The sequence below is a fragment of the Chryseobacterium arthrosphaerae genome (assembly GCF_001684965.1).
GTDB classification, from domain to species: Bacteria; Bacteroidota; Bacteroidia; order Flavobacteriales; family Weeksellaceae; genus Chryseobacterium; species Chryseobacterium arthrosphaerae.
The window spans coordinates 1,460,798-1,473,898 of the sequence record NZ_MAYG01000001.1; the positions used below are offsets into that span (position 1 = coordinate 1,460,798).

A 13,101-nucleotide genomic window follows, 5' to 3' on the forward strand; every position below is an offset into this window, starting at 1 on the left:
TTAATTATAGGTTTTGGCTGAAGCCTATGGATGTATTGTTATTAAAAAAACGGGCTAAAGCCCGTTTCTATTGAATTTTTCAGCCAGGGATTGCACCGGCTTTTAAAGATATTTATCCATAATACTGAATACCGGAGGTAAAACAGGATGTGAAACTTACAATTTCAATTCGGGTTTATTCACATAATACTCCCAGACCGCACGGCTGATGTCTGCAATGATCTTTTCCGTATCAGCCATTTCTTCGTTAATGTTTTTCAGGTATACTGATAAGATATAATGTTTCCCGTCAGGAAGCTTCACAATCCCTACGTCATTCATTGCGGCTCTAACATTATCTTCATTCCTGTCTGAAATTCCCGTACGATGTGCAAGCTCAGTTCCTTCCGGAAGACCTGCCTTCATCCAGGTTAATCCTCTAGAGGTTTCTACCATGATTTGGTACAGGTATTTTGTGGTTTCTTTTTTCAATACTTTTCCATTATAGAATTTTTCCAAAAGTTCTGTGGTGGCAAGAGGCGTTGTTGTATTCAGATAGAATTTGTCAAAAGATGACATTTGCTGCTCGTTCACTTGAATGGTAAAGTCTTTAATGCCCTGCCGGTTGATAAATTTCTGCACTGCCGCGGTTCCGCCAATGATGTTCAACAGGATATCACATCCATTGTTATCACTATGCGAAACGGTATACCTCAGTAACTGATCTAAGGTAAGATTCATATTTCCCTTTGGATACTGATCTCTGATCGGGCTCCAGGTGTCAGGAAGAAGCTCTTCTTTTTTAATGAAGAACTTCTGATCCAGTTTCAGCTTTCCTTTATCAACCTGGTTTAAAACGGCTAAAGCAATATGAAATTTAAAAACACTCATCAAAGGGGTTTTCTTATTTCCATTGATGCTTAAGGTATCCTGATCTTCTATTCCTTTCAGTGATACTCCAACGGTAGCATTTTTGGCAGATATAATTTCGTGGATCTTATTTTTTAAATCCTTTATACTCTGACTCTTTAATTGAATACAAGAAATAAAAAGAATGATTAACAATGAGATTTTCTTCATTTAAATAAAGTTGTATGTTTTTCAGGTTATGATAATTAAAAATGCCGCAGAAAATACGGCATTTATATTGTAACGAATGATCAGTTTCAAAGGAGTTTTACATATCCTGGAACTCAATATCTTCATTGGTTATTTTCACAAGATATTCAATTCCGTCTATTGCTTTTGCAATGATCTGGTTTCTGAGAATATTGGCCATATTTTCCCAATAGGCCCTTCCATAAAAAGAATAGTTTTGCGGAACAATTTCTACCTCTACGGTTCTCACGAAACCTTCTTTAGGTTTATTGCTAATCATGGTTCCTCTTCTTACCCTTACCTCTCTCAATTCATCTTTCAGCACCATTCTGCAATAGTTTTTGACGTCTTCAAGGGAAATAATTTTATCTCTGGTCGTAAGGGCGTATTTATAAGCCTGAATACTGTCTGTACCTTTCTGCTCTTCTGAACCGCCCAATGTTTCAGTAAGCAGTACAACCGTCTGTGATTTCAGCTGGTTTGAAAGTTCTGTACCGGGACGCATATGATTGGCCAGCGTACAGTGGGTAACCCAGAAAGCGGCATAGGTATGGTCTGTTTTCTCCACAGGTTCCATGATAACATAATTAAGTTCCTGTCTGATATTTCTTTTGGCATTGTTTACTTTCTGCACCATAGATTTCATCTTATCAGACATTTCACTGAGAACACCTTTTACATTATCCCTGTTGAGAAGGGAAAATGCTGCAATCTCATCTCTTGTAAGCTCCAGAACATTTGCAATCATATCTACTGCATTTCTGTTGGTGAAACGCTCCATTCCTCCTTTTCTTACGGTATATAGTCCTTTTTTCAGATCGTCTGCGGGAGTGAAAGGAATTTCTTTGTACTTTCTTCCATCACCATCCTGAACCTCATCTACATAAAGGAAATGCTCGCCCTCATCTGTTACCAAAGGAATATTATTTCCCATAATATCAAGGCTGTATTCCGTTTTCTTCCATCCCCGGTTATAAATAGGGAATGCATTCAGTACAAACGAGAAATTATCGAGAATCTCCGCGGAAAACTGTGGCGGAAATTCGAAAGTGAGCCATAAATACCTTTTGTTTTCTATATACTTACGGATTTCTTCTTTTCCTGCCAGAAATTCAAGGTTTTGCGGAAGCTGACCGGGTTCTGAGAACAAGCTCTGAGACAGGCCTGTGATTTCAATAAATTTATGACGGTAGATACTTTTAATATCTTCAATCACTTTATTTCTGATCGACTGTTCTTTGAACATCTGCTCATAGCCATCCGTATGATTTTCCGTAAGATAACTCAGGCCTTCTCTTACAAACAAAGGATTTCCGTTGCTGGAAACAGTAATATAAGGCAGTAGTTTATAAACAAAGTCAAGATGTTCGAAAGCCGGGTTCGAGCAGAATACGCTCATGTACTTAGGAAAGTTTTCACTTACATATTTGCTCACGTCCACTCCTATGGTAATCTTTCTGTAATCTTCCGGCCTTCCCGGAAATCTTGCAATAGGAATTTTGTTGAACCTGTCATCAATGCTGTAACAGGTATTTCCTACAAACATGATGGAGGTATGGGCTTTATTGATTCTCACATTCCCTACCGGGGTAAAAGGAATATTAAGCTGTTTGTCTGACTCTGACTTTACGGTAGAGGTCATCTGCTTACGGAAAAAAAACTCCGTATGCTCCAATAAAACTTCTGAAGACTCATAAGGCTGTGTAAAAGCAACAGCATGAGCCGGGATAGGATGGGTATAAATAGACGGTGTAAGCAGTTTCGCCAGTTTTTCCAGAATGCGGGCATTCACCGTCTGTATCTCATTATTCGCTTTGAAAACTTCTGTACTGAATGCGTCAATCAATAGCTTTACAAAAGGATCTAAAGATTGTGGGCTTTTCAGTCCCCATACTTTAGTTGCATTCTGAAGCATTCTTGCTTTTACAGATTCTTTGGAATAAATATTCTGATCTAAATTCATAATTTTTTTTCGCTGTTAAAAATATTAATCAATAGACATCGGACTCAGGAACAGCTCTGTTGAAAAGCTGAAACGTTCTCCTGTTTCCTCCATCTTGGCATTGATGGCAATTCTTACTTTCTTTTTGATTTCTGTGTGTTCTTTGGTATCGTAGCTGTGCTCTACAAATTGGATATGAGCATCAATCTGCGGCTGTACAATGCGGGGTTCATACTCCTGGATCTGTCTTTTGAGACTTTTGATAAAAACGCTTTCCCAGATGGCACTGGTCACTCCATTATCAAATTCCAGGTTCCAGACGTCGTTTCCATAGTTTTCGTCATACCTGTTCTCTCCTTTTTTAGTGGTGATCAGCAGCATGATATTGTGAGCAATACTTTCCCCCATATCGCAGGTATCGATACTTCCGCCTTCGGTCATTAAAGTAGACGGAACGAAAGGCATTCTGTAATTTGGTGTATCCATAACTTCTTAATTTTTTACTTCATGGTCTGTCGTTAAAAACGAAATACCAAAATACACATTTTCACTAAATAATTGCCATATTTATATTAAAATATTATTCAAAATTCAGGGCCTCCAACTGAATTGAAAGCCCTGAACTATTATATCTCTTAAATTTTTCCGGCAGGTTTAGCGGTCTGCCTTTTTCCGGTTGATAAAATAATATACCGGAAGTCCCAGGAGCACCATTACAAAGCCCGGCCATGTATATTGCTGCTTATAAATTAAAAGCAGGATACAGAAACATGTTCCGATCAGCAGATAAATAATGGGTGTCACCGGATAAAGCCATGTTTTATAAGGTCTTTCCAGTGCCGGCTGTTTAATTCTCAGGTAAATAACTCCAAAAACCGTTATCATATAAAATAATACGATGACAAAAGAAATCATATCCAGCAGGTTGCCGTACTGACCGCTCAGGCATAATACTGAAGCCCATACCCCCTGCATCCACAAAGCATTTTCCGGAACCTCATTCTTATTATTTTTTATGGCAGATGTAAAGAACATTCCGTCTTTGGCCATGGTCTGAAAAACTCTCGCTCCGGCTAAAATCAGTCCGTTATCACATCCGAATGTAGAGACCATTACCAGTAATGCGATAATAATGGTACCTGCGCTTCCGAAAATATTCTGTGAAGCCGCTACAGCAACCCTGTCATTGGTGGCAAATGCAATTCCGTCTCTGTCCAGTGCATTCAGATAGACAAAATTGACCGCAATATAAAGAAGCATTACGGCAGACGTACCGTAAATCATAGATTTTACTACATTCCGTTTCGGATTATCTATTTCTCCTGAAACGAACGTTACACTCTCCCATGCTACCGAACTGAAAACCGAGCCCACCATCGCAGCAGCAATTCCTCCCAACAAAGTCATTCCTCCAATCGGCTCCCAGCCTTCTTTAAGGAAATTACCACTCAGATCTTTCTTAAGGTTATTAAAGGAATCTGTTCCCAAGCTGAAATTTTCAGACAGATGAGAGAAATCAACCAATATAAAACCTAATGCAATCAGTCCCAATAATGCTATGATCTTAGATCCTGTAAATATGTTCTGAAGAATTTTTCCACTTTGAACTCCCCTTGTATTGATATAGGTAAGCAAAAGAATAACTGCTATTGCCAGCACCTGAATCCAGGTGATCTTAAATTCCCCGCTTTGAAAAATAGGTGCCGCATCATTGAGAGAAGGTATCAGATAGGCTGTAAATTTACCAAAAGCCATTGCTACTGCCGCAATTGTTCCGGTCTGTATCACCGTAAACAGTCCCCATCCATAAAGAAAGCCCATCTTCTTACCGAAAATTTCCTTCAGATAAGTATATTGACCTCCGGCTTTCGGAAACAGTGCGGAAAGCTCACCATAACTGATTGCTGCAGCTACAGTCATGATCCCCGTGATGATCCAAACTACAATTAACCAGAATCCGGATCCCAGATTCCGCATCATATCAGCACTTACAATAAAGATCCCGCTTCCGATCATAGATCCCATCACGAGCATGATGGCATCCCATAGTTTCAGTTTTTTCTGCATAGTCAAGTATAGGGTTCAAATATAAACAAATCTGGCTTTGATTTTGAATTTTATTAAAATTTTGCACAATCACTTGATTTTTGTCATCTCTTATTCTGTTATGATTCAGGATTAATTAGTATTTTTGGAAAAATATTAACAATGAAATTTAAAACAATATTATTCGCCGCAGCTGTTACTGCTTCAAGTCTAGCATTTGCACAGCAAAGTGGTCCGCCACCCGGAAATGCTGCACTGGGTGATACTTATGGAGGTGAAGTCTCATCATCCGTTGAATCTAAAGCCATCACGGTAGATAAACTGAACAGGCAGCTTAAAAAAGATAACAAAAAAGTTGAAAATATTGCGGTTAAAGGAAAAGTAACAGATGTCTGTGATAAAAAAGGATGCTGGCTTACCATTCAGACCGAAGACAACTCTAAGTTTTTTGTAAAAATGAAAGACTATGCTTTTTTTGTACCTACAGCTTTAAAAGGTAAGAATGTTGTACTGGAAGGCAATGCGGAAAGAAAAGTTATTTCTGTCAATGAGCAGAAACATTATGCGGAAGATGCTAAAAAGCCTCAGTCTGAGATTGATGCCATCACGCAGCCCAAGGAAGAGATCAGGTTTGTAGCGAACGGAATTAAAGTGGTGAATTAAAAGATTCTCAAATTCCTACTTTACCATTATTGAAGTTCCTATGGAATGACAAAAAATAATAGAAACTCTGGATTTTTCCGGAGTTTTGTTTTTTAGGTTTTAGGGGCTAAAACCTGGCTTGGTATTGTATAATTATGATGGAGGACTGAAGTCCGCTCCTATTGAATGATATCTCAACAACAATATATTGAAGAGCAATCTCTGATAAAAAATGTATCGGCAATCCTTTGGATTGCCGATACTATTTAGTCTTCTATTTTAAAATCTGCTACAGCATCCAGTTTCGGATATCTGGTAGCAGAGATAAATTTCTTTCCGGTACAGTCTATCTCCAGCCAGCCTTTTTTTCTTCTTACATCTCCGGCTTCCATTACAAAAGGAATAAAGGAAATCTCGTCCTTACCTTCTTCTTTCATTTCCCTGTACTGAACGGCAATATCTAAAATACACTCATGCTCTGTGTTGAGTCTTACATTTCTGTAAACAATATCATAATGCGTTTCTTTGTTTTCCGGAATTTCAAGGTAAGTTTCCCATCCTGTACTATCGGAATTCAGTTCGCTGATTGCTTTCAGTGCATAATAAAGGGCAATCGTATAATATTTTCTGGTTCCTTTTCGGGTATAGTCATCCACAAAATGTCCGCCTTCAAATAAGATAGTAGGCATACCGGCTTTGATGAAGTTGTCTCCGGTAGAAGTGGGATAAAATTCATCAGAATATCTTCCGATCTGATCAGGGATCATTTCTTTAAGGTGATGGTAAACGCTTCCGATCACTGCCATACACTTTTTACGGTTTTCAGTAACGGTACGTTCTACATTTTCGGAAGGCGCCAGAAAGGAAAGGGTGGCCGGGTGAACGCCGTCTGTTGTAAAAATGGTTCTCTGCTCATGAAGATTTAACGCATAATCATATTTCTTTGAGGAAGCTGCTTTTTTAAGATATTTAATTTCCTTACTCGCCTCATTATGAAAATCTCTGTTCAGGTCAATATCTGCTGCATTGAGCCTTGTCCATCTTTCAGACCCGTCCGGATTCAGCATAAAGATAAAGTCCAGTTTTATTTTACTGAACAAATCTTCTTTCATTTCAGGAGCTTTATCAAGACTTGTCAAAAGATCAAGCATGGCGTGGGTGGCATTGGATTCATTTCCGTGCATTTGTGACCATGCCAGCACATTGATATTTCCGGTTCCGATACTTAACTGATAAATCGGTTTGTTTAAATAGGAAGTTCCGATCTCCTGAATATAATCGCTGAGATTGGCCTGTAGATAAGAAAATAATTTTTCAGGGGAAATATAACGATTTGAGAAATCAGGGTTTGGAGAATAGATCTGTTCAAAGTTCATTGGTAGAAATAATTTACAGGAATCAAATGTAACCATTTTAAGGCAGAAAAACGAAATTAACATATGTAAACAGTGTGAAAAACGGGCAAATTTTAGAATTTACAACAAAATTTTATTCGTTTACATAAGTTAAATACTTGATTTTAAAAATAAAAACAGCAATTAACAAGTGTAACATTGTTAAACACTACAGTTTGCCAAAATGTCTGTGGATAAAATTGTGAATTGCGAATAATTTAATTTACAATATCTATATAATTTGTAATCAATAAATTACGAAATTTAATTCAATCATATTTATAAGATTACTTGAAGTATTAAAATGCGTAATTCAGGACATTTAGGCATTATTTTATTAAACATATGGAATGAGGAAAACTTTGGTTATTTATGATTTTAAACAAATGTAAATCACTGAAACTTGCTAAATTTGGCTTTAAAACAAGTTTAATAATCATTCTTTAAAGTGTAAAGGTTAGCTTACATCAAATTAAATCAGATCATGTACAAAATGGTTTATAAAGCGCCTTAAAACGTATGATTTACATCTGTAATTTAACTTTATAAACCACTATAATAGCTTTTATACAAGTATTTTATAAAATATTTGCCCTTTTTATTTTCTTTTTTGAATGCTTTATGAAAATTACCAATGTAAACTGCAGAAAAAGAAGGTTTACCATGAAAATATGGCCCTTTAAGAGTCATATTCTACATTGATCATCAAAATTTAATAAGAAATAATCCCTGAGTATTATCCTGGAAATTTAAGGGAAGAATCTGTTGTTTATTCAATTGAACAATATGAAACATTTGTAATTTATCTGTAAAATTCTGTTTTATAATGTTTTAATATGACTTTACATTTGTATACACAATTATATTTCATTTATTTACATTTGTATTTTGCATTTGTAAATTTATTGTTTTACATTTGTAACGTAATTAAAAACTTATTTTGATGAGTTTAAACGAAAGAATTTCAAAAGTTATAGAGTATTCCAATCTTACGCCTTCAGAATTTGCGGATGAAATAGATGTGCAGCGTTCTTCCATTTCGCATATTACTTCGGGAAGAAATAAGCCTTCTCTGGAATTTATCATAAAAATAAAATCCCGTTTCCCTGAGCTTCTTTGGGACTGGCTGGTTACCGGCGAAGGGGAAATGCTGAAACAGGAATTACCGGAAACTGAAATGCCGGGGAAATCAGCAGAAGAAGAAAAGACCCAGCCTACTCCTCTGCCAGATCTGTTTACGATGATCAATGAGGACCAGGAATTCGGAGCTGATGAAACAGAGATTGAAGTCCCTCAGACAGGTTCCGGAGAATCGTTTATACCGTCCCAGGGTAAAGCTCCGGAGCAAATATCCGATTCTCAGCGATTAGCAGATGCTCATGAAAATATACTTATGCAAGCACTTGGAAATCAATCCGGTAAGATAAAGCGTATCGTTCTGTTCTATGAAAACGGAAAATTCGAAAGTTTTGAACCATAAAAAACCTGACCAGAGAAGATTTGGTCAGGCTAAAAAATATTTGAAGAAGAAAACTAAAGCTATTGCTTTATTAATTTTGTAACTTTGGCCGGTCCGCCATCATTATATATCTTGAGCATATAATTTCCCGTTGGTAAATCTGATACACTGTATTCTTGCGAACCTTGCATCGTTCTGATCACTTTACCGGAAACATCTATAATATCTACATTACTTATTTTCATTCTCTCAGGATTATTGATCTTAAAATGATCTTTTACCGGATTCGGATATACCTGTACTCTGTTGTCATACTGCATAGTTTCTTTTGTTCCTAAAGAAACTGAAGTATAAGTAATCACAAAGGGCATATCTAATGGATAATCCGGGGCCGTAGCAGGCAGTCCGTCATCTATAATGGAAATCCATGTTCCTGCTACTGCATTAAACTGTTTCGCATTAAAAGAAGATAATCCACGTGTATCAGCAATTGTGACAGGAGGAAAAAATCCTCCGCTTGCCTGCACTACATTTTGAAGCTGATATTTCACCCAATATGTTCCCGGACCTAATGTAACAGGTGTATTAGCCGTTATTTTCCATACTTTCCTGTTGGTGAGAGGGCTGGTAACCGGAGTAGGAACACTGGAGTTTCCAATTCTGTACATACCTCCATCCGCCCCTGCGCTGAACCGGTTGGTGGTATCATCACCAAAAACGCTTACCGCGCCAGCCACAGACGGGTCTGAACTGTATATATTTACCCTTGCCGTATTAAATGGTGCCGTGGTTCCTGTATAACCTGTCTGATACGCAAAAAAATCAATCGAAGTGATCTGCCAGTTACTACCTGCCGGGATTGTAAAATCATCAGCAAGGAAAAGGCTGGATGCAGTTGAAATAAAGGTTCCTCCCAATCCTAAGCTTGTGTTTGTTTCCGTAGTATTTCCAGTGTTATTCTGTAATTCAGACCAGGTGTAGCCGGCAGGTGCAGCTGCACCGCTTTTAGAAGTAGCTCCTGTACTTAAACCTCCATTCATGTAGGTTTGTGAGAGGAAGAAATTAGCTGCCATACAGGCAGCGAGAAGTAAAGTTTTTTTCATGTCTTTAGTTTTTTATTGTTTAATCAAATATAAAAAATTAAAACCAAATTAACAATAAAAATTAATTTATTTTATCAAATAACTAACAATACTAGCAATTAAACATATCATTGATAATATCGATTAAAAAAGTAAAAATTGCTCCACCCATAATAAACATTACATTTCATCCCATTAACTCCAACAAAAAAGACCCGCAAATTCTGCGGGTCTGATCATTTTTTATAACAATATTTATTGTTTTTTTCTTCTTTCCAGTTCTTTCTTGATCAATCCAAGCTCTCTTCCGGTCTGTCCGGCTACAGAGGTATTTTCCTGGGCTCTTCTTGTAAGATATGGCACCACATCCTTTACAGGTCCGTATGGAAGATATTTAGCCACATTATAGCCTTTATCTGACAAATAGAAGGTGATATTATCACTCATCCCGTAAAGCTGCCCGAAATACACGTGCGGATTATCATTTTCCAGAGATTTGGCCTTCATTTTATCCATGATCAGCTCTGAAGAAATTTCATTATGAGTTCCAAAGAAAGCAGATACTTTATCCAGATGGTTCATTACAAAGTCAATCCCAGCATTATAGTTTCTGTCAGATGCTTCTTTAGTAGGCTGAATCGGATCTTCATATCCTTTTTCTGCTGCTCTGGCTCTTTCTTTCTCCATATAAGCACCACGAACGATCTTATATCCGATGAAATAATTTTTTTCTCTTGCTCTCTGAAGATGGGCTTCCATATATTCCAGCCTTTTGGTTCTGTACATCTGGATGGTATTCCAAACAATAGGTTTCTGCTGGTTGTATTTCTCCATCATCTCTTCACAAAGGTGATCTGCCGCATCCTGCATCCAGGTTTCTTCAGCATCTACCATTACTTTTTTATCATTTTCATGGCAAAGGCTGCACACCTCATCAAATCTTCTTACTACCCTTTCCCATTCTTCTTTCTGGCTTGTCGTAAGCTCTGCTCCTTTTCCAACAGCTTCATACAGATCTATTCTTCCGAAAGCGGTAGGCTTAAATACAATAAAAGGAATCGCCGGATTTCCTACTGAGAACCTCACGATATCCTTGATCTCCTTACATACTGCATCAAATGTTTCCTCATCTTCTTTCCCTTCAATGGAATAATCGAAAATACTTCCAACTCCTCTTTTGAAAAGCTGTTTTACGACTTTCATACTTTCTTCACGGGTTTCACCACCGCAGAACTGCTCAAATAAAGTTTTTTTCACAATTCCTGTAACGAACGGAAAATTGTTGTGTACAGTGAAATTAAGAACAGAGGTTCCAAGGCTGGTAAGAGCAGGCTGTTCAATCATTTTAAACATCCAGTAAGCCTTTCTCAATTGTGCATCAGACTTGTCTGCAAATGCAACTTTGGTATCATTAAAAATGGGCATTCCTATTTATTAAATTTAGTTATGCAAAGGTAATAATAACCTCAGTTTATTTAAAGAATTTTTTTTATAATTTATGCTCTATTCCGTTTAAAAGCATTGCAATGATTCCTACAAAAACCCAGAACCGTAATAGATTCAGAGTAAGGAAGTTGCTCTTTCTGGAAGCATTCAGAAAAAGATAAATACAAAGGATCATAACAAACAGCCCACCTGCAAAGTAATAGGCCATGAATCCGGAAACTCCTGTTTTGGTAATGATTTTCATCGAAACGGCCATGGTAACCAGCAAAAGAGAGATCAGAATGATTTTCGTATTCCTGCTTTTAAAATAATTGGGAATGGTAGTATATCCGAATGCTTTGTCAACACTTCTGGTAAGGGTATCTTTTACGATATCGATGCATAAAAGGATCAGGAAAAGGAAAACCGCCATCAGGAATACTTTTTTGGAAAAGGTCTCGTAGTACACCATCATTCCGAAGAACGGATATAGGGTAAGGCTTACAAAGGTAAGATTGTTTAAAATCAGAATCCTGCTCAGCTTATGGCTGTAAAACCACATAAAGAACTGATACACTACAAAAAAAACAAAAACATTATGGGAAATTGCCCATGCTACCCCAAGAGAAATAGCACTTAATCCCAGGTAAGCGTATAAAAAATATTTCTGCTTGATGAAGCTCTGAACTCTTGTCCGGAAAGGTTTTACGATATGGTCTTTTTCCAGATCATAGAACTGGTTGATAATCCCACCGGCCAGAATGGTAAGAACCGTACAGAAAATAATCCCGTGAACCTTGAAATCGAATACAAAGTTTCTGAAAGATTCATCCTGATTAAAAAGGAAAAATGTGGAAACGTACAGGGCAAATGTCAACAGAGCGGCTACAAAAAAACGTGCTCCGAGCAGAAAGCCCACGAATTGTGAAAATCTGTAAAATAGAGATTTTGAAATATAGTTTTTAGATTGGAAAGTTTCCTTTTCAGAATTCATTCCAATCTGTTTAAAATCTGTAAATCACCTCTTTTTGGAAACCGTCAAGCATTTTTTCAGCTTTTTCGTAGTCTTTGGTAAATCCCAGAATATATCCACCCCCTCCGCTTCCGCAAAGTTTCAGGTAATATGCATTGGAATCAAGACCTTTTTTCCAGATCTTGAAAATGCTTTCAGGAATCATAGGGCGGAAATGTTCATAGGCCCAATGGGAAAGCTTTTTCAGGTTTCTGAAAAACGGATTCATATCTTTTTTAAGGAATGCATCAATACATGCATTGTTATAGCGAATAAACTCTTCTTTAAGGGTTTTGCGGAAACCTTCGGTCTTCATTTTTTCAAAGAAGATCTGGATCATAGGCCCCGTTTCTCCGGTAATTCCGGAATCGATCAGGAATATGGCTCCTTTTCCCTCTTCTCCGTCAGGAATAGAAACCCTGTCTAAATTTTCTTTATTTTCGATAAGAATCGGGAGGTTCATATAGCAGATCAAAGGATCCATCCCTGAACTTTTACCATGGAAATAACTCTCCATTTCACCGAAAACAGCTTTTAATTTCTTAAGGTTATCTTTTGAAATATTTTCAGGATTCAGTTTGCTGATAGAATATTTTTCAAAAATAGCGGCTACCAGAGCTCCGGAACTTCCTACTCCATATCCCTGGGGAATGTTGGAATCAAAGAAAAGTCCGTTTGAAATATCATTTTTGAAGCTTTCAATATCCAGTTTAAAATCGTCGGAAAGATCAAGCGTCATAAGAAAATCTGAATATTTCTGCAGATGTCTGTTGGAATTCAGCTCAAATTCAGAGCTCAGATCTGAAAATTTTAAAGTTCCCTTATAGAAGCTGTAAGGTACTACAAGCCCCTGGGAATCTTCAATCATTCCATATTCTCCAAACAGGATTATTTTTGCATAAAATAAAGGGTTGGTCATATTGACAATAAATCTTTTTGCAAAGTTAAAAATTATTCCGCTGAATATAAGCAAAACTCAGGCCGAATATCAGCTTTTTTATTTTACAGCACTGATTACTGCT

The 13,101-nt window shown here is 37.2% G+C and carries 11 protein-coding genes; 2 read left to right on the top strand and 9 right to left on the bottom strand.

Annotation, left to right across the window (positions count from 1 at the left end; translation table 11 throughout):
• Positions 1-156: 156 nt before the first annotated feature.
• The 4 genes from bla to BBI00_RS06655 form a co-directional block, all read right to left on the bottom strand.
• On the bottom strand, positions 157-1,059 hold the full coding sequence (bla, locus tag BBI00_RS06640) for a class A beta-lactamase, subclass A2 (protein ID WP_065398023.1): 903 nt from the start codon (positions 1,057-1,059) through the stop codon (positions 157-159).
• 97 nt (positions 1,060-1,156) lie between these two features.
• Positions 1,157-3,040: a type VI secretion system baseplate subunit TssF gene (locus BBI00_RS06645; RefSeq protein WP_065398024.1), complete on the bottom strand. Its 1,884-nt coding sequence runs from the start codon at positions 3,038-3,040 to the stop codon at positions 1,157-1,159.
• 24 nt (positions 3,041-3,064) lie between these two features.
• On the bottom strand, positions 3,065-3,505 hold the full coding sequence (locus BBI00_RS06650) for a GPW/gp25 family protein (protein ID WP_065398025.1): 441 nt from the start codon (positions 3,503-3,505) through the stop codon (positions 3,065-3,067).
• A 168-nt stretch (positions 3,506-3,673) separates the two neighbouring features.
• The gene (locus tag BBI00_RS06655) at positions 3,674-5,086 is read right to left on the bottom strand and encodes an APC family permease (RefSeq protein ID WP_065398026.1); all 1,413 of its coding nucleotides are present in this window, start codon (positions 5,084-5,086) and stop codon (positions 3,674-3,676) included.
• A gap of 141 nt (positions 5,087-5,227) precedes the next feature.
• Here BBI00_RS06655 and BBI00_RS06660 point away from each other — a divergent pair, with 141 nt between their 5' ends.
• Positions 5,228-5,728, top strand: a complete 501-nt coding sequence (locus BBI00_RS06660) for a DUF4920 domain-containing protein (protein ID WP_065398027.1) — start codon at positions 5,228-5,230, stop codon at positions 5,726-5,728.
• Between the two features lie 245 nt (positions 5,729-5,973).
• On the opposite strand, the gene BBI00_RS06665 is transcribed toward BBI00_RS06660, so the two are convergent.
• Positions 5,974-7,083 carry a M14 family zinc carboxypeptidase gene (locus BBI00_RS06665; RefSeq protein WP_065398028.1) on the bottom strand — a complete coding sequence of 370 codons (1,110 nt, stop codon included), beginning with the start codon at positions 7,081-7,083 and terminating at the stop codon, positions 5,974-5,976.
• Between the two features lie 961 nt (positions 7,084-8,044).
• Here BBI00_RS06665 and BBI00_RS06670 point away from each other — a divergent pair.
• Positions 8,045-8,581, top strand: a complete 537-nt coding sequence (locus BBI00_RS06670; RefSeq protein ID WP_065398029.1) for a helix-turn-helix domain-containing protein — start codon at positions 8,045-8,047, stop codon at positions 8,579-8,581.
• 59 nt (positions 8,582-8,640) lie between these two features.
• Here the strand turns inward: BBI00_RS06670 and BBI00_RS06675 are convergent, their stop codons facing one another.
• The 4 genes from BBI00_RS06675 to BBI00_RS06690 form a co-directional block, all read right to left on the bottom strand.
• Positions 8,641-9,663, bottom strand: coding sequence for a T9SS type A sorting domain-containing protein (locus BBI00_RS06675; RefSeq protein ID WP_065398030.1), 1,023 nt, complete (start codon positions 9,661-9,663; stop codon positions 8,641-8,643).
• 234 nt (positions 9,664-9,897) lie between these two features.
• Entirely contained in the window at positions 9,898-11,067 is a 1,170-nt protein-coding gene (locus BBI00_RS06680) for a proline dehydrogenase family protein (RefSeq protein ID WP_065398031.1), read from the bottom strand.
• Positions 11,068-11,131: 64 nt separating this feature from the next.
• A complete protein-coding gene (locus BBI00_RS06685; protein WP_065398032.1) occupies positions 11,132-12,061 on the bottom strand; it encodes a UbiA family prenyltransferase in 930 nt (309 codons plus the stop codon).
• 10 nt (positions 12,062-12,071) lie between these two features.
• A complete protein-coding gene (locus BBI00_RS06690) occupies positions 12,072-12,998 on the bottom strand; it encodes a mevalonate kinase family protein (protein WP_065398033.1) in 927 nt (308 codons plus the stop codon).
• Positions 12,999-13,101 lie beyond the last annotated feature (103 nt).